Raw genomic sequence first — 18769 nt, forward strand, 5'->3', positions numbered from 1 at the left:
AAAACAAGATTGAATGTTATTTCTTCACATGCATGGCAGGATTTTGAATCTGAATGCCGTGACGCATATTAGCGTAGTTGTTTACGCCGAAACCGGAGTTGGTATAGTCGCGGTGCATGAAGAATGCGCCGAATCCGCCCTTGCGCCCCGTAGCGGGCTGGTAGCGGGCATAGTTGAGCAACTGTCCACATTCCGTAGCCTGCCAGTTGTCCCCCACATTCTCTGTGTAAACCACTTTCTCTGTAGGGCAGCTGCCAAATGGTTTACGACCTGCGCTACCACCATAAGTCTGGTTTACATACCAGTTAGTGTAAGGAAGAGTGGCAGCACTTGGAGTAACGCTGAAGTAGTCGATACACAGCAATTTAGTAGGATCACCCTTGATGGTCTTAGTCTCCCAGTAAGACTCTTTCACAAGAGTATCTTTACCTTCTGTGGTCTTCTTGGTTACCCAACGGGTGCGAGCGAGTTTGGCATCATAAGTGTTGGATTCGTTGGCTTGAGGGCCTACAAACTTACCGAGAAACTCTACGAAATAGTCGAAGTTGCTACCGCTCAAGGGGTCGCCCTCTGGCTCATAGTCTAGGTCAAGACCATCGAGATTGTTCTCGAATACCTGTGCGAGCAGGTAACCGCCAAACTCACGCATAGCCTCTTGAGGATCGTTCTTGGCCACCCAGATTGAATCATAGAAATCAGCGAAACCGCGGATGCGGACAATGGTAACAGCAACAAACTTAGTGCCCTTTTCCTTTTGGACGAATCGCATCTCTGGCTCAACCTCAGGGAGATAATGAGCATCAACGAGAGTAGAATCAAGAGTTGGGATACCACCCCATAGAGAAACGATATCCATACTATCTGGAAGGCCTGTGAAGCGAGTAGCAGGTGAGAGCCTCTGTGTATAGTCAGAGAACCATCCCCAAGCAATGCTATGGTCGCTTTTCTTATAGTCGCGCAGGTTCTGGTAATACATTGGATCGTAAGTCGTAGGATTCTGTATTGCTACAGCTTCATCTTCTGTATCACAAGAAGCTATACAAGCACCGATGAACAATATTGGTAATATATATCTTAAAAATTTCATATCAGTCTTTCAATTTTAGGAATTAATGACTTTTCTTATCCCACCAGAGCTGGGTTTTAGCATTGTCAGCACCACCGAGCAGAGATACAGCTTGAGGCATGTTGCCAGCATTGTTCTGATATTCTGTTGTTGGGAAGCGCAGACGACGGATCTGAAGATTCTGCAGACTCAACCCACTAAGGTCGTTCATGGTCGGGAACAACTTCGGATAGCCCGTACGGCGATATTCACTCCATGCCTCCTGTCCGTCAGGATAGATGGCAATCCATTTCTGAGTGATAATGCGCTCGAGCTTCTCCTCAACACTTGCGCCGTCGTCCCACTTAATAGTGATGGTACCGCGAGCAGAAGTGTCGCCACCTTGACCACTTGCGTCCACGAAGTCTCCTGGCTTAGAGCTGCCGTCGTTGATATAAGATTCTGCACCGGAAGTACTGTGCTCAGCAAATGAAGTGCGGATACCCTCTTCATAGAGGTTCTTAGCGCTCTCTGACCCTAAGTTCCAGCGAACCTTAGCCTCTGCACGGAGGAAGAATCCCTCGGCAGCGCTCATCCAAAGCACAGGATCCTGCTCACCGAAGATGGCAGGAGAAGTGGAGTTGATGTAGGGCGTGTTGTTGATGTTGGTAAGACCAAGGCGTACACCATGGCAGCCACCATTACGCTCTGTGAAGTAAGTAGAGATACGAGGATCCTTATAACCATTCATGTAACTGTCGATAGAAGCACCCATATGCAAGTCCTGCCAGTCAGTGGTAACCTCATAGAATGGGTTCTTACCGGTAGATACGCCAATCTTGGCAGCATCTTCCTTCTGCGTCATGAAGTTGTCTACAGCGTTGATAGACTTCTGAGCCTCAGCCTTAGCGAGGGATTCGTTAGCGTAAGAAATGCGAAGAGCCAAACGGAGACGGAGTGTGTTGGCAAACTTCAGCCACTGAGCCACATTACCACCGTATACATTATCGAAGTTAGCGAGCAACTTAGCGGATGCATCTTGGTTGTGGAACTCCTGCAGAGTTTCGATAGCCTCATCCAACTCAGCGAAAAATGATTTATATACATCCTCCTGAGAATCGTAAGCCACATAAGTAGAACCAGAACCGAACTGAGAGTAAGGGATCGGGCCGTACATATCTGTCAGGCGGCTCATGCCGAACACCTTTACCACTGTAGCCAGTGCGAGGGCGTTCTTGTCGCCTCCTGTCTTTTCACTCTCCTTCTTGATGGTGTTCCAGTTTTGCATTACATCCTGATAAGCATATTTATATGCCTCATCCACCCATCCGTCAGGCAATACATAGTGAGAATAGTGAGTAGCACCTACGCCGTAAGCAGGTTTTAGGTTGGCAAAGTAACCACCAAACTGGCCACCAGCGAGGATGTCTACAATCTGGAATGAACCACCACGGTTATTGCCTACAGGCATCACACCATATTCCATGGTTGAAAATGGAGAGCCTACAGCCTGGTTGTCCACCTGACGCTGGGCCTCTGTAGCATCTGCCGGGTTGAGATTCCATTTGTCGAAATTGCCTGTACATGCAGTGAAGCCCATTGTGAGAGCCACGGCAGCAGCAGTGCTGAATATGTTTCTGAATTTATATGATTTCATATCGCTTTGTCTAATTAAAAGTCAACTTTTACAGAGAAACCGAGGTTACGGAGACTTGGTTGTATGAAGTAGTCGATACCAGAGTAAAAGGTACCTGTACTTGCTGATAACTCAGGATCGAACGGAGCCTTATTGTAGAACATGATCAAGTTACGGCCCACGAGGGATACATTCAAGCCTTGAATCCAGTTCACATATTTGTGAATTGGCACATCGTAACCGAGTGAAAGTTCAGCCAGACGAACATTGGTAGCTTTGTATACATACCAAGAACCTACAGAAGGACCTACGGTCTGATAGAAGTTCTGAGCCGGAATGCGGGCGCCGTTCACGAGCGCGCCGCCCAAATCGCGGGCATCGGAGGTAGCCTTTGACACGCCATAGGCATCCATGTAACCCTGTGTGAGACTGACAACGCGACCACCGAAGCGACCTGTCAGGAGCACGCCGAGATTCACTCCCTTATAGCTGAAGTTGTTGCGCCAGGAAAGGTTGTACTTAGCAGCTGTGTTACCAGCATACTGATAGTGTCCAGCGTCAACACCGGCAACCTGACGAGAGGTATAGTCCACCTTGATGAATCCGTGCTCGTCTGTCTGCAGAGTCGTTACATAGAGGTCGCCGATAGAACCACCCTCTGTGAGGCGTACCTTAACAGAACCGAGGTTAAGTACATCCAGAGCATCAAGAGATACGGTCTGACCATTCAGAGTGGTAGGACGAAGCAGCTGCTTGATCTTATTACGGTTCAGGGTATAGTTAACTGTAGAAGACCATTTCACGGCGCCGAGAGGCTGATTCAATGTCAGGCTTGCCTCGATACCCTTGTTCTCCACAAGACCGCCGTTGATAGCCACTGAGGTGTAACCGGAGGCAGCTGACAAAGATGGAGTGAAGTACTGGTTGGTGGTGTTGGTCTTATACACACTTACATTCAGATTGAGTTTGTTGCCCCAGAAGTGAGTCTCCAGACCTGCTTCCCATGACTTGGTGCGTTCTGGTTCCAGATTAGGGTTAGCCATTTGTGAAGATGTAGCGATTGATCCGTTCTTGTACTCGTAGGTGCCACCAGGAGCGAAAGCCACCGGAGCGTGCCCCACCTCAGAGTAAGAGCCACGGAGCTTTACGAATGAAACGGCCTTGCTCTTCAGCACGGGAAACATATCTGTGAGAATGAAGCTAAGACCTACTGAAGGATAGAAGAATCCCCTGTTCTTGAAACGGGTGTTACCCAGATAAGAATCCCAGTCATTGCGAGCGGTGGCATCTAGATAGATCATGCTCTTCCAACCCACCTGAGCGGTAGCGAATACGCTTTGTACCTGATGGTGTTGATTAGGAATCTGGTTGAACCAGTCATCGGTGATGCCCTTGCGGTTTACATTATTCAATACGAAACCGTGAGCGTAGTCTGTGCTGGCGTTAGAAGCCATGGTGTTCAACTGACCGCCTACATAGGTATAGTTGTAGTTCACATCCTTGACGGAAGTACCCAAGTTAGCGTTTACAGAGAATTCCCCGAAATACTTGTCCATGTTCAGGATGGCATCGGCGTAGAGCTGACGGGTGTCTTCCTGCCCGATATAGTATGCGCCATACTGACCTGCGAAGAAAGTATCGCCACCTGCGCTGTACTTCCTCTCTGCGGTGGTGTTGGTTTTATCCATCATTGCGCGGGCAGCCAGACTGAAGCCCTTGGCGAACTTGTAAGTTAGACCTGCAGAGAGGATGAAACGATCCTTATGGTTGATGAAGTCATCGCGGTTGATGATCCAATAGGGGTTCTGCATTGCCAATCCCTGGTTGCCGTAAGGCCAGTACATGGTTTTGAAACCACGGCTCTGGTTGAACTGCTCATAAGCATAGAACTTACGGATATCCTCGCCGGCCGGGAAGAGATATACAGGAACAATTGGATTGAAGTACTGGCCGGAAGAGATCATGTTCTGCTCGCGTATTACTATACATAGCGCTCAAGTCCAGATGCAGCTTGTCGTCCAGGAAGTCTGTAGAGTTGCGGATAGCAAGGTTGTAGCGCTTCACGCCGTTGTTCTCCACGATGCCCTGTGCGTCGTTGTAAGCAGCAGAAACGAAAGTCTGGTTCTTCTCTGATCCCACAGAGAAGGTCAGCGAGTTGGCCTCGTTCAGGCCTGTACGGAAGAAATCCATAGGGTCGTAGTTGCTTGCTTCGGCGAGTTTAGCGCCCCAGCTGAACATACTTCCTGTGGTAGAAGTGCCGTAAGTGTTCTGGAACTCTGGATACTGGAATGGGGTATAGAAAGAGGTATTGTTAGAATAGGTCAGGCGTGGCTTACCCACAAGCCCCTTCTTGGTGGTGATCATGATTACGCCGTTGGCAGCGTCCATGCCATACAATGCGGACGCGGCAGCACCTGACAATACAGAGATGCTCTCGATATCATCGGCATTGATCATTGACGCGCCGTCGCCACTCTGACCAGCGCCGGAGAAATAATCGTTAGGTTGGGCAGAAGTCAGTGAGGGCAATGGAATGCCGTCAATTACATAAAGGGCGTTGTTGTCATGGCTCAACGACTTCGCGCCACGCATCACAACCTTAACGCCGCCGCCGACACCGGCAGAACTTGAGTTGATTTCAACACCGGCCACCTTGCCTGCGAGTGAATTCATGAAGTTGGCGTCTTTTACGGTTGTAACATCCGAGCTATTGAGCTGCTGCACATTGTAAGAAAGAGCTTTTGCTTCTTTCTTGATACCGAGGGCCGTAACCACCACTTCATTCAGTACTTCTTCGTCCTGAGAGAGTTGTACCTTAAGGCCTGTCCCTGTCGCGGCCACCTCTTTTGGGGAGTAACCAACATAAGACACGACGAGCGTACTTCCCGCCGGAACTTTGAAAGAGAAGTTACCATTGATGTCGGTAACTGTCGCTAAATTAGTACCCTTGACAGTTACAGTCGCACCAATTACCGGTTCGCCTGCCTCATCAAGAACTGTACCACTAACTTGCTTATCGTTCGCCTGCTGAGTAGACATGACAGTAGAAGCTGTGTTATCAGCTGAAATTGTCAATGAAGCAACAAAGAAAGCTACGGAAAAGCACAGTTTTAGCAAACTGATTTGCTTTTTGTTCATAGAGATTGCACTTTATTAATTATAAGTTAGACATTGATAAATAATAATATTCACAGTTATTTGAGTTTGCCGAAAGCCCATTCGTCCCCTCTATGGGGAAGTTAATCGGCGGCATCTTGACAGTTTGTTTTGCATTTTTGATATAATCGGTTATAAATTTATTAATATTTTTTAGGGCATGCAAAGTTTTTAAAGAGATAAAGCTGGGTGAATCGGGAAGAAGTAAGTGCTTGGCACGATACTTCTCTATTCCGTCATCTTTAATTCAGCTCAATTGATGTTCTGGTATGTGCCGGCCGACTGTTATGCGCCATTTCCTTTTCTCAAGCCCTCGATGAGGTGAAGGGTCGGTAGTCCTCCGGAAAATTACCAGTAAGTGCTAACCTCGTTACCAACGGCTGGTAATATCGTTACAAACAGCTGGTAATGCTGTTACAAGCCGTTTGTAATCTCATAGGAGGTTGTCAGGTACATGGTCGGCATGGATAAGTTATCTGTAAAATCATCAAAACCAATATTGTTGTTAGAGTGTTCATCTGTACCTTTTTGCTATTGTACGGCAATGTTGAAGCCGCTCAATGAGCAGTATCTCTTGCCCCAACTGTAGCTCAGGTATTGCCAGTAATCGGAGTCTTGGTCAAGGTCGATGCTGATTTTTACATAGCGGGCCTGCATGGCAGCATAGAGCACATACCACTCGGCGTAGCTCCATCCTTCCTGAATGGAGAATGTCTTATGGTCGGCAGTATATCCCAAGGTCGTCCACGAGGCGTTGTCGGTACTGATTTCAACATTGGCTCCTTTCATCAATCCGCTCGATGCGAGGAATCCCGTTATGTTTTGTGTCTTGCCGAGGTCGATAACGCATTGTGCGGTTTCGGCCTTCTCCTTAAACGCGAAATAACGGCTCCAGCTGTTGGATGCGAAGAGATTCGTGAATGTACTTTCATCAAAGTTCTTGGACGAGACCAGTTTCCACTCATCTTGTGCCAAAGATAGGTTATAGGCTGATCCTGGCAAGGCTGTTGCGCCATCGTTGATGCTGCTTTCGGAATAGCGCAGGCACACATAGACTACTGCGGCATCGGAGCTGGGTTGCATGCCGCCGTCAGCCGATTTGATGACTATCGGGGCTAGGTAACCATTGGCATCGTTGAGATGGGCGGCCTCTGCCTTGTTGACCGTTACGCTGATGGTGTCGACGGATGCCATTTCTCCTCTCTTGATTGTCGCGGTGGTGGAACTCAATTCGAGGGCGCCCTCCGGCATCGGCAGATAGGTTGTTCCCTTAGACTTGTTATAGCTGTCCACCAGACTATTGTCGAAGCCAAGCGTAATCCTGGTATCTGAAGTTGCCGCTACCGTCGATTTAATGATGATCTGATTCGTCAGGCTCGTTACGATGCCTACGGGAGTGCTGACAATCATGCCGTCGGTAGTGGTCCTTGCCTTTGCGAAATAGGCACGCGTATACGGGTAGCTGTCTACATCGTAATCTTTGTCGCTACTACAGCTGGTCAAGGCAGTTCCGAAGAACAGCGCTCCTCCAAGCAATAATATGTTCATTAATTTCATCTTATTCAAAATTTATGGTTTTGTGGGTTTTGAATTAGAACGGACATTTCTGGTTCTCCAGCCAGTAAATGTTGCCCTTTGGATGGGCATTATGCCCATGGCCGGTCTCGTCGAGCACGCTGCCGTCGTCTTGAAGCTGCCCGTTGAAGCGCCAGTAGGCGAGCAATCCTTCCGTTGTGGGATCTACATAGCACATTCCTTCCTCGAGCTGAGACTGCGAGCGGGCAACATTCCAGAGCCGCACTTCGCTCAGGCAGCCTTTGAAGGTCCAGTGGTTGCCATAACTGCGTCCGATGGCGAAGGTGTCGTCCCACCCATGGCCTCCGTATGACATTGCCAGATTAATCTGGCCTCCTGTTGTGCTTTTCTCTATCTCGAGATTTCCGTTCAGATAGAATCTTACGGTGGAACCATCGTAGACAACAGCCACATGGTACCAGTTATCGTTCTCGAATGTCTCCTCGAAAGTCGACTCATAGTGTGGCTTGTTGTCGGGATGATAATTGGTGCCGATAGAAACTTTGGCAAAGTTCAATTTGTTGGAGGGAATGTTAGAGCCGTCGCCGAATCGAAGCAAGAGGCTTTCGTGGCTGCCCATGATGGGATTGATAAGGCTTTCCGCAATCTGAGAAGAGAGGTTGGACGGTCGCACCTTACATTCCAGTGTCATCTGGTTCATGGCGTATATCGGGCTTTCCGTGGCGTTTTTACCTGCGAATGTGGGAATCTCAAAAGAGGCCCCACCTCTCATCTGTACCACCTTGGAAGTGATGACCTTCGTGAACATGATGTAAGCAGTGCATGAAGACTGGAGAATTCCAAGGCCGCCATTCACGCTCTTGATGGTTACGGGCAGGCAGTAGGAAACCCCATCTTTGAGTTTATTGCCGTCGGCAGTAAGCTCTAAAGCGGATGAGACCGACTTTCCCGGAGAGATGGTAACGGTAGTGCCACCGACGGAGTAGGCGTCTGAGGCGGGTAGCTGATAGTTACGCTCCATGTTTTTGTTATAGGCATCAAGCAATTCTGGCGCCGGAGCTATTTCTATCTGCACGGGTTCAGTGGCCTTTGCGCTTGAAGAAACGGTGATGCCCATGCTGGAGGTGCCGTCAATGGCGAAGCGTATTGTATTTAAGCCCAGTGTCCCTGTAATGAAGACGGAGTCTCCGAAGTCTGGTGCTTCCTTGCAGCCCGAAAGGGCAAGGATGAGAGACAATGATAGAAACAGGTATTTTTTCATTTTGGGGTTTCCTTTCTTTTATTAATGAACTGCAGGATTCTGAATTTGAATACACTCGCGGAAGCGTTTGTAAGGCTCGGGATTATACTCATGAATGAAGTAGTCTCGTTGGCCATAGAAAGCGCCGAAGCCTCCCTTGTGGCCGGTGGCGGGTTCCCATCTTGCCTGATTATACAGCTGGGTGCCATCCGTATTCCAGTTGTCGCCCCAGTTTACGCAGAACACCTGTTTTTCGACAGGACAGCCGGAACGGGCATAGGGTGTGCTGACGCCATAGTTCTGAATAAACCAGTAGTCGCAGTATTCTTGTACGGATTCCTCAAAATTTCCGTCTACGCAGAGTAGCTTATCAACATCATTATGCTCAGTGCCAAACCGTTCTTGAATGACTTTTAAGCGTTCTTCCTTGGTCTGATAAGGGTTCGGCCCCATATATTCCCCTAACTTCTTGATGAAGCGTTGCATATTGGCTCCCGTCAGCATGTCGCCCTCGGGCTCATAGTCTGCATCGAAGCCGTCGAGATCGTTTTCAAAAATTTGGTCTACATAGTAGAGTGCATACATATCGATGGCCTTGTTTATCAGCGTATCACGCATAGGGTCGCCAGGTTCGTATTTGTAAGCTTTATTCAATACTTGTTTGAAGTCGTGGATGTCATCCTCTGCGCCGAGACGGACGATAGCCACATAGAGCATCTTGGTGCCTTTCACCTTCTGGGTAAAGCGCAGGTCTTCCCAAAGTTGAGTATTTTCTTTAGGAGGAATACCACCACCCCAGATGGAACAGATATCCAGACTGTCTGGCAGACCATTGAATCGTACGGCCATCGAGTTCTGTGCGCTCCATTGGGCAAACCACATGAAAGAAATGGCATGGTCGCTTTTCTTGTAATCGCGCAAGTTTTGGTAATAAAGGTCGCTGAAGGTTTTCGGATTTTGGATGGACTCAGTTTCCTGGTCGGTATCGCAGGCGGCCATGAAGGTTCCTAACAGGACAAAAGCGAATAGACATTTAATTGCTTTCATTTTATGCTGTATGTTTTTAGTTGTTGCGAATTTATCTCTTGACATCCCACCAGAGACGGGTGCCGGCAGTATCGCCACCTCCAAGCAGACTGGCTGCGGCATTGGTGTTCTCGCTGTTGTTGGAGTATTCCGTCGTTGGGAACTTCAACCGGCTGATCATCTCATTGCTTGAAACCTCTGACTGATAGTTATAAGACGATATACGGACCCATCCCGGATAGCCGCTACGCCGCATCTCGCTCCAAGCCTCCTGACCGTCAGGATAGAGGGCTATCCATTTCTGAATCATGATACGCTCAAGGTTTGTGTCCATACTCGCATGGGAATCCCAAGCGACGGGCAGCATGGAAAGCATGCCACTTACATCTGTAGATCGGTTGTTGGTCGGGTCTACATAGTTGCCTTTGGGCAGGTTTTCTGTATTGGTGATATATGAATCTGCACCAGAGACCTTAGCAGAAGCAAAAGATGTTCGAATGCCCGTTTCATAGTAGCTTTGTGCTGTTTCTGTACCGATATTCCATCGCAGTTTAGCTTCTGCCATGAGAAAATAAGCCTCCGCGGCATGCATCCAGTTCATATCTGAATTCTGAAGGAAGTTCGGTCGGGAAGTTACATCCTTATAACTGTCTTTGTTCGGCCTGGCCATGCCGTTTCTTGCGCCGCGATAGTCGCCGTTTTTGGCAGTAGGCTGAAAATAAGAGGAGATACGCGGGTCGCTATAGCCGTTCAGGTAGCAGTCCATGGTAGCGCTCATGTGCTCATCATCCCAGCTTGTGCCGATTTCCCAAAGAGGATGTCGGAAAGTAAGCGATGTGCTCTGGTGAAGGATGGCATCATCAGTAGCGACAGCCATCAGGCCATAGTCGTTGTTGATGGCTGCGGAGGCTTCGGTCTTTGCTTTGCTTTCGTCTACATTTGAGATGCGCATTGCAAGGCGCAATCTGAGTGTGTTGGCAAACTTAATCCATTTGGAAACATTACCGGAATATACATTGTCGTAGTCGGCGAGATAGGCGCTGGAATTGGTACTGGCATATTCAGTCAAGACTCTGATGGCTTCGCCAAGTTCTTCGAAGAATTTATAGTAAACATCTTTCTGGCTATCATAAGGGATCTTAACCGCCGTGCCGAACTTGCTATATGGAATGGGGCCATACATATCGGTGATGCGATGCATGCCGAAGACCTTGACAATGGTTGCCATGGCACGGGCAGGAGAAGTAGCGTCGGTAGCGTCATAGATGGATTTCCATGGCTGCATGATTTTCTCGTATGCATCGTTGAAAGGTGCATTATACCATCCTTGGTAGAGGGCATAATGGTCATTGTTATAAGTGGTATAGCCCCAAGTGGTGATAGTGGCAAAATAACTGGCGAAGAGGTCGCCCTCTAAAGCCTCGGTGATTTGATATTCACCGCCAAGGTCTTTGCCGACGATGAACACGCCTCTTTCCATCTGTGAGAAGTAGGCACCCGTGTTCAGGTTGTCTTGCTTCATTTCGTCTTCGGTTGCCTCATCTGGGTTTATATTCCACTTCTCGAAGTTACCTGTACAAGAGCATAACAGGCTTCCTATCAGCAGACCGTTGAAAATCATCATGTATTTTGAAATCTTTTTCATTTTTCTTCAATCATTAGAAATTTACTCTTGCAGAAAAACCAATGTTGCGCATGCTTGGCAACATGAAGTAGTCCATGCCTGCAAAACCAGTAGCCGTACTTGCCGTAAGTTCCGGATCGAAGGGAGCCTTGCAATAGAACATCAGTAGATTGCGGCCGGTGAAGGCAATATGTAGGCCTTTGACCCAAGGCACAACTTTTGCAATGGGGACATCATAGCTAAGAGAGAGTTCAGCAAGTCGTACATTAGTGGCACTGTATACATACATGGATCCTGCACCTGTACCTACCGGGGACATCATAGCTAAGAGAGAGTTCAGCAAGTCGTACATTAGTGGCACTGTATACATACATGGATCCTGCACCTGTACCTACCGTCTGATAATATTTCTGAACGGCAGGAATACGGGCTCCATTTATCATGACCCCACCGGCGTCGCGGTCATTGGCAGTGCGCTTGGAAACACCATAGGCATCCATCAGTCCCTGTGTGAGGGATACGACCTTCCCGCCTACACGGGCATTGATGAGAAAGCCGAGAGTGAGTCTTTTCCAGCTAAAGCTGTTGCGCCAGCCCATATTGTAGAGAGGCTGGGAATTTCCGGCATAGATATAGCCGTCGCCATAAGGTCCGGCATTCTTGTCTACCATGACCTCATTGGTTTGATAGTCAACATAGATAAAGCCTTTGGCATCGGTCGTGAGAGCTGTTACATAGAGATCGCCCATTGAACCGCCTTCCGTAATCATCGTTTTTACATTGCCCAGTCTTACAAGGTCGAGATGGTCTTGCGAAACAGTCAGGCCGTTGGCCAATCTGGTCGGAGCAAGGAGTTTAACCACTTTGTTGCGGTTGAGCGAATAGGTGAATGTGGTATTCCAGACTACAGGACCAAGGGGCTGGTTTAGGTTTAGGCTGATTTCGATACCCTTATTGTCTATTTGACCGCCATTGATATAGATAGAGTTATAACTTGATGAACTTGACAATGTGGGGTTGAAGAGTTGATTGTAGGTGGAAGTCTTGTAGAGAGATACATTCAATTCCAGTTTGTTGCCCCAGAAATGGGATTCCAAGCCTATTTCCCATGCCTTCGTGCGCTCTGGCTTGATATCGTTGTTGGGATATGTAGTAGAGGTCTGTGGCGTCCCAGATTCCAAAGGATAGGTCTGATAGGGAACATAGCGGCGAGGAGCATTACCAACCTCACTGTAAGAACCACGGAACTTCAGAAACGAGAGGAAGTAGCTTTTGATGGTCGGAAATAAATCTGTCATGATGGCAGTAAGCCCTACAGAGGGATAGGCCACAGCCTTGGAGTCGGTGCCTGCCAGAGCGGAAGCCCAGTCGATGCGTCCTGTTATATCCAGATAGAACTTACTTTTCCAGCCAAGTTGCGCGGTAGCGAAAAGCGATTGAATCTGGTCGTGGTAGCGATTTTCGTCTGGTTTCAAACTCGGTACATTCAAGTTGTCGTAGGAGAACTTGTTGGCTACGGAGTTCAGGTTGCCTCCGAGGGAGAAGTATTTGTAATTAACATCCTGGATGCTTGTGCCAGCGGTAGCAATGAATGAGAAGTCGCCGAAGTATTTGTCGATATTCAACATGATATCTCCGTAAAGTTGGCGGGTCGTTTCGTCGTTTTTCTCGTAGAACCCATACTTTTCCGCGAAGACACCGTCGGTAGAGGCACTGTACATTTTCTCGTATAGACCTGAGGTGTAGTCCATCTTTGCACGGGCACCAATCTTAACACCTTTGGTTATCTCGTATGTGAGACCGCCGCTTACCATGAAGCGATTCTTGTGATTAGTCAGATTGTCGCGATTTGTAATCCAATAAGGATTCTGCATGCCGAGAGCCTGGTTTCCCCAGGGCCAATACTGTGTCTTGAAGCCGCGGCTTTCGTCATACATCTCATAAAGCTGGTAGGTATCGAGGCTGTAACTTGGGGAAAGCAGGTAGACAGGAACTATCGGATTCATATATTGTCCTTCTGAAACCATGTTGTTCTCCTTTATATTCATATACATTGCACTCAGGTCAAGGTGCAGTTTGTCGTTGAACATGCTCGCATTGTTACGGATGGCGAAGTTGTAACGGTCGAAAGTGTTGTTAAGGACGACTCCCTCTGCATTCGTAGAACCTAGTGAGATGAAAGTCTGATTCTTGTCCGTTCCGGTAGAAAGGGTTACGGAATTGCCCACATTGTAGCCCGTCTTATAGAAGTCGAGCGGATCATAGCCACTTGTCTTGGCCAGTTTTGGTCCCCAGCTTTGGAATTCCCCTGAGACAGCTCCGTATGTATTTTGGAACTCTGGGGTGATGAATGGTGTGAAAAAGCTTGTGTTGTTGGCATAGGTGATATTGGTACGCCCTTCCTCGCCGCGCCTCGTTTTAATCATGATGACGCCGTTTTGCGCTTCGCTGCCATAGAGGGCAGAGGCCGCGGCTCCGGAAAGCACCGATATGCTCTCAATGTCCTCAGGGTTAATCATGGAGATGCCGTCGCCAGATTGTCCCTGTCCGGAGAAGTAGTCAGAAGGTTGTGTAGTCTGGAGTGAAGGCATCGGGATACCGTCGATGACATAGAGGGCATTGTTATTGTTGCTGATAGACTTGGCTCCTCGCATGACGACTTTGACACTGCCACCGATACCGGACGACGAAGAGTTGATTTGTACACCGGCGACTTTACCGGTCAAAGAGTTCATCAGGTTGGCGTCCTTGACGCCCGTGATCTCGCCTCCAACAATTTGTTGTACATTATACGACAGAGCCTTGGCTTCTTTCTGGATGCCAAGGGCAGTAACGACGACCTCGTTGAGTAGTTTCTCATCCTGGGCCATGTTGACCACGACACCATTCTGGGCATTTATCTCTTTTGTCGTGTAACCGACATAGGATACTTCGAGCCTGTTGCCTTCCAAGGCTGGAATGACAAAGTTGCCATCCATGTCGGTAACTGTAGCTTCGTTAGAGCCTTTCACCCTGACGGTGGCTCCTATTATCGGTTCCCCAGTATCGTCGAAGACCTGTCCCCTTATGGTTCTTTTAGGCCCAGCCGTGTTTTGCTGTTGGGGAGAGGGCTTGGTACTGGTTTTGTGTATGATGATCATCCTGTTGTCAATCTCATAGCTGAGGTTGTTTCCCAAAACCTGATTCAACACCTCGCGAACTGGAGTAGAGCGGAAGGTCGCAGTAACTTTCTGGTTTGCATTGACCTCATCCACTTTGTAGATGACAGACATCTTGGTTTGTCGTTCCACTTCTTTCAGGACATTCTTCAGGCTCTCATTGTTAAACTGCTTGGTAACAGTCTGGGCGTTTATCCCGAGTGATCCGAGAAACAGTGCAACGAAAAGAAAGGCTCTTAGCAATTTGCTTTGCTTTGCTTTCATTGTGTTTTACCGTTTGTTTAAGTTAGACATTTTATGATTAGTAGTTCTTAATCTCTGTGGCACAGACCTTGGTTTTCATTATCCTACCCTGTTGCGGTCAAGGCCATCCGGACTATTCTGTCATGTAGATATTCTTGCCGTTGCGCGTAATCTTCATGTTGGTGATGCGCTGGAGGGCATCGAGCACTTCGTCAATGGTTTCCTTGTTGCGGAGAGAGATGGAGAGTTTGGTAGTCTTCAGTTCGCTGGATAGGATATGGATTTTAACGGCATATTGCCTTGACAGAATCTTGACGAAATCTTCAAGGGTGATTTCGTCGAAGTCGGTCATGTTTCTTATCCATGCGTGTGCATCGTTGTTGAAGTTGGTTTTAGTAAGAGTGCCGGTAGCGGTGTTGAGAGTTACCATTTCTCCCGGCTGCATCATGAGTCGGTCTTCACCGGCATCAATCAATACGGCACCTTCCAACAGGGAGGTCTTGATAAACTGGTCGTCTTTGTAGGCGGAAACATCGAAGTGCGTACCTTTTACCACCACATCATATCCATGAGTCTTTACCACGAACTGGGCACCGTTTTTCTTCTTGGCCACCTCAAAATATCCTTCACCTTCTAATTCTACTTCACGGTTCTTGTTGTCGAACTGTGAGGTGTATTTGAGGGTAGATCCAGCGTTGAGCCATATCTTCGAGCCGTCAGGCAGGGTGAGTTGTGTCTTGCTTCCCATAGGGGCTGTGAGGGCAAACTCATGTCCCGGAAGATTGTCTACAAGTTGCCAGGTAGAAAAGGCGGTAATCATGACCAAGGCCGTTACGGCCGCCGCGATGGCAATGCGGTGCCGCAAGGTCAAAACCACAACCGACTTGGCCTTTGCTTCGATCGTGTTTGAAGCAAAGTGTAGCCAAGCCCGTTCGGTTTCTGCATGAGCAGTTTGTTGCTCTTCCCACTCCGTTTCCCAACGATGGAAGAGAGCACGCTGGTCATCGCCTTGTCCTATAAATTCGAACAGGACATTTTCTTCATCTCGGGTTATCTTACCTTCAAAATAGCGGGTGGCCAGCTGTTTCGCATTCTTAAGCATACATTATATTCATGTTAAACTATTGATAAAACAACCGAACAAAGGAATACCCACCTCTTCCTGAACTTTTTTTCTCTGTCATCTGGCGATAAAATAAAATCCCAGAAGAGGGAAGTGTAGTGAAAAGAGGAAAAAAATCCGGAAAAAGAAACGAATCTGCGAATTAATGCCTACCTTTGCAGAGGTTTCTTTAGACGAATTCTGGTGTCTCTTATGAAAAAGGGGGGATTACCACGAATTCCTTAAAGGTAGATATTTATGAAATTAAAAGGAATAGCTAAAACTGTATTATGGCTCGCATGCTGTGCTCTGCCATTTTCATCGTGCATCAAGGACGAGGCAAAGAATGCCGAGGCTGATATATTGATGTGTACCGTAAGTGGAGATCTGCTCATTCGTGAGCCTGTTATCACAAATACGGAAGTGAAGTTGTATGTCAATGGATGGGAAGACTTGACGAGCGTGGCACCTGCTTTCACGCTGACCGAGGGAGCTCGCATAGAGCCCGCCAGTGGTACGCCGAGAGATTTTACCACGCCACAGACCTACACGGTTACCTCTCAGGATGGTCAGTGGAAGAAAACCTATAAAGTTTCGTTCATCTCGGAAGACTTGGCCACGGAATATCATTTTGAGAACATCAGGTTCTATGAATATGCTAATGAGGACGATCCGTCAGCAGAACCTCGGAGGTTCTTTCATATCTTTTACGACCAGACTTTGGAAGGAAAAGAGATGGCTTGGGGAAGCGGCAACGCGGGATTCATGATTACTAACAGTGCCGCACCTGCTACTGATTATCCTACCAGTCAGGCAGAAGAAGGGTTCAAGGGCAAGTGTGCCAAGCTCGTTACACGCTCCACGGGTGGTTTCGGAATCATGATGAAGGCTCCCTTGGCAGCGGGCAATCTCTTTATCGGCGATTTCCAGATTAACATAATAGAGATGGCCAAGTCCACCCACTTTGGAGCACCGTTCCGGAAAGTGCCTCAGGGTATCGGCGGCTATTATAAATATAAGGCCGGCGCGACATATATAAATAAGAATAACACGGAAGTGCCCGGCAAGAAAGATATCTTCGATATTTACGCCGTGATGTATGAGGTAACTGACGATGTGCCCTACCTTGACGGAACCAACATCAAGACTCACGAAAATATCATTATGATGGCTCAGGTGGAAGACCGCAGGGAGACGGATGATTGGACTCATTTCTCCGCGAAGTTCAAGTTACTGGATGGCAAGGCGATTGATAAAGAAAAACTGCGCAACGGCAAATACAATCTCGCTATCGTCATGTCGTCAAGTGCCGAGGGAGCCTATTTCAATGGTGCTGTAGGCAGCACGCTGTATGTTGATGAAGTAAATCTGTATTATGAATAAAGTCATGATGAAGAAGATATATTCCAAAAGGCTCATGGCAATGGCCTTGAGTCTGTTTCCGGTTATGGTTATGGCGCAACAGGATAGAAACCAGACCCTGCGTAAGTCGGAAGAAAAAGGTTGGGAATATGAGGTGAAGGCTGGCGTGAATCTGGGTGGAGCCTCGCCTCTTCCGTTGCCTGAGGAGATTCGTGAGATTACCAGCTACAGTCCGAAGCTGAATGGGGTGCTTGAAGCTACCGTTACCAAATGGCTGGGGCACGACAGGAACTGGGGAGTTTCCACAGGTTTGCGCGTCGAGGAGAAGGGCATGATCACAGGGGCAAGAGTGAAAAACTATAGCACGGAGATACTGAACGACGGCAGCAAGGTGGCTGGTCGTTGGACGGGACATGTGAAGACGGATTATAACAGCACATTCCTTACTCTGCCTCTGATGGGAAATTATAAATTCAATGACAGCTGGAAGGTGCGGGCAGGCATGTATCTTTCCTATCGCATAGACGGCGAGTTTTCCGGAGTTGTAAGTGATGGCTATCTCCGTGAGGGCAATCCTACAGGCGAAAAGGCGGAGTTTACCGACGGAAAAACAGCTACCTACGATTTCAGTTCTGATCTCTGCCGTCTGCAATACGGCGCACAGATAGGATCTACTTGGAGAGCCTTCAGCCATTTCACGGTTAATGCCGACCTTACCTGGGCCTTCAACGATATTTTCAAGAGCAGTTTCAAGACTGTTACTTTCAATATGTATTCCATTTATCTTAACCTGGGCTTCGGATATAAGTTTTAGATTGTCGCGGGAGAGCAGGAGAAGAGTAGTCGAATAGTCGGTAAGAGGCTCGTCTCTTGTCGCTTCCCAATGCCCAAGAGGGGTGAAAGAAAGGAGGGGCCATGCGGCTCTTGCCGTGGGGAAAGATTCTTTTTTTCCGATTTTTCTTGCTTGGCTGTCAAAGTTTGTCTATCTTTGCTGCCATAAGATTTCCAGCATTCAATGCGTCATTACACAGACTCTCAAATCCTGATGGACGACATTCGCGGTGGCAGGAGTGAGGCCTTTGAGTATCTCTTCAAGACCTATTATCCGCGCCTGCGCAGCTATGCGTCGCATTTCATAGCTGATGTCGACGACACTGAAGATATCGTCCAGGACTGTTTTACCCGTCTGTGGGAGCGACGAGAGACGCTTACCTATATCTCCCTGTCGGCTCTTCTCTTCACGATGGTGCGCAATGGATGCCTGAATTACCTGAAGCACAGGGCGCTGGTGAATAGCTATGAGGTGGATTTTCTTGCCCGTGTGAGCGGCAATGAGCAACTGTATAACTATGACTTTCTCGACAAGGCCGACGCCCCGCTGCTCTATGAGGAGTTGCGCGGGCAGATAGAGAAGGTGATGGAAACGCTCACGCCCCGTTCTCGCCAAATCTTCACGATGAGCCGCTTCGAAGGTTTGAAGAACCGTGAGATTGCCGCCGAGCTCGGCATCTCTGTCAAAGTGGTGGAAAAACATATCACCAAAGCCCTCTCCGCATTCAGGACGCACTTCAGGAAAGGGGTTACCTCCGATGCTCAGTATCTGCTCTTAGTGTGGTTCTATTCCATGATGTAGTTGTCTGG

14 protein-coding genes are annotated in these 18769 nt (G+C 48.2%); 3 read left to right on the top strand and 11 right to left on the bottom strand.

Translation table 11 applies throughout. The features are described 5' to 3' along the window. Positions 1-16 precede the first annotated feature (16 nt). From C7120_RS12495 to C7120_RS12535, 11 genes are all read right to left on the bottom strand, one after another. Positions 17-1087 (bottom strand): glycoside hydrolase family 18, encoded by a 1071-nt coding sequence (locus C7120_RS12495; protein ID WP_107621983.1) that lies wholly within the window; start codon positions 1085-1087, stop codon positions 17-19. 22 nt (positions 1088-1109) lie between these two features. After that, positions 1110-2702, bottom strand: coding sequence for a SusD/RagB family nutrient-binding outer membrane lipoprotein (locus C7120_RS12500; protein ID WP_107621984.1), 1593 nt, complete (start codon positions 2700-2702; stop codon positions 1110-1112). A 14-nt stretch (positions 2703-2716) separates the two neighbouring features. Next, a complete protein-coding gene (locus tag C7120_RS14240) occupies positions 2717-4645 on the bottom strand; it encodes a TonB-dependent receptor domain-containing protein (RefSeq protein WP_233247110.1) in 1929 nt (642 codons plus the stop codon). After that, positions 4572-5819 carry a carboxypeptidase-like regulatory domain-containing protein gene (locus tag C7120_RS14245; RefSeq protein ID WP_233247111.1) on the bottom strand — a complete coding sequence of 416 codons (1248 nt, stop codon included), beginning with the start codon at positions 5817-5819 and terminating at the stop codon, positions 4572-4574. Before C7120_RS14245 ends, C7120_RS14240 begins: the two co-directional genes overlap by 74 nt. Positions 5820-6368: 549 nt before the next feature. Further along, entirely contained in the window at positions 6369-7385 is a 1017-nt protein-coding gene (locus tag C7120_RS12510; protein ID WP_233247112.1) for a BT_3987 domain-containing protein, read from the bottom strand. 43 nt (positions 7386-7428) lie between these two features. Then, on the bottom strand, positions 7429-8634 hold the full coding sequence (locus C7120_RS12515) for a DUF1735 and LamG domain-containing protein (RefSeq protein ID WP_107621986.1): 1206 nt from the start codon (positions 8632-8634) through the stop codon (positions 7429-7431). Between the two features lie 21 nt (positions 8635-8655). Continuing rightward, on the bottom strand, positions 8656-9660 hold the full coding sequence (locus C7120_RS12520) for a glycoside hydrolase family 18 (RefSeq protein ID WP_107621987.1): 1005 nt from the start codon (positions 9658-9660) through the stop codon (positions 8656-8658). 31 nt (positions 9661-9691) lie between these two features. Then, entirely contained in the window at positions 9692-11284 is a 1593-nt protein-coding gene (locus tag C7120_RS12525; RefSeq protein WP_107621988.1) for a SusD/RagB family nutrient-binding outer membrane lipoprotein, read from the bottom strand. A 13-nt stretch (positions 11285-11297) separates the two neighbouring features. Continuing rightward, complete coding sequence (locus C7120_RS14250) at positions 11298-11552, bottom strand: hypothetical protein (RefSeq protein ID WP_233247113.1); 255 nt, start codon at positions 11550-11552, stop codon at positions 11298-11300. Further along, positions 11530-14685, bottom strand: coding sequence for a SusC/RagA family TonB-linked outer membrane protein (locus C7120_RS12530; protein WP_233247114.1), 3156 nt, complete (start codon positions 14683-14685; stop codon positions 11530-11532). Before C7120_RS12530 ends, C7120_RS14250 begins: the two co-directional genes overlap by 23 nt. A 112-nt stretch (positions 14686-14797) precedes the next feature. Continuing rightward, positions 14798-15766 (bottom strand): FecR family protein, encoded by a 969-nt coding sequence (locus C7120_RS12535; protein WP_107621989.1) that lies wholly within the window; start codon positions 15764-15766, stop codon positions 14798-14800. 258 nt (positions 15767-16024) lie between these two features. Between C7120_RS12535 and C7120_RS12540 the strand changes: the two genes are divergently transcribed. The 3 genes from C7120_RS12540 to C7120_RS12550 all read left to right on the top strand — a co-directional run bounded on the left by C7120_RS12540 (position 16025) and on the right by C7120_RS12550 (position 18761). Continuing rightward, positions 16025-17149: a PCMD domain-containing protein gene (locus C7120_RS12540; protein WP_107621990.1), complete on the top strand. Its 1125-nt coding sequence runs from the start codon at positions 16025-16027 to the stop codon at positions 17147-17149. Between the two features lie 4 nt (positions 17150-17153). After that, on the top strand, positions 17154-17942 hold the full coding sequence (locus tag C7120_RS12545) for a porin family protein (RefSeq protein ID WP_107622203.1): 789 nt from the start codon (positions 17154-17156) through the stop codon (positions 17940-17942). A gap of 201 nt (positions 17943-18143) precedes the next feature. Further along, positions 18144-18761: an RNA polymerase sigma-70 factor gene (locus C7120_RS12550; RefSeq protein WP_107621991.1), complete on the top strand. Its 618-nt coding sequence runs from the start codon at positions 18144-18146 to the stop codon at positions 18759-18761. The last annotated feature ends 8 nt before the right edge of the window (positions 18762-18769 follow it).

Source organism: Prevotella sp. oral taxon 376 (assembly GCF_003043945.1).
Lineage (GTDB): Bacteria > Bacteroidota > Bacteroidia > Bacteroidales > Bacteroidaceae > Prevotella.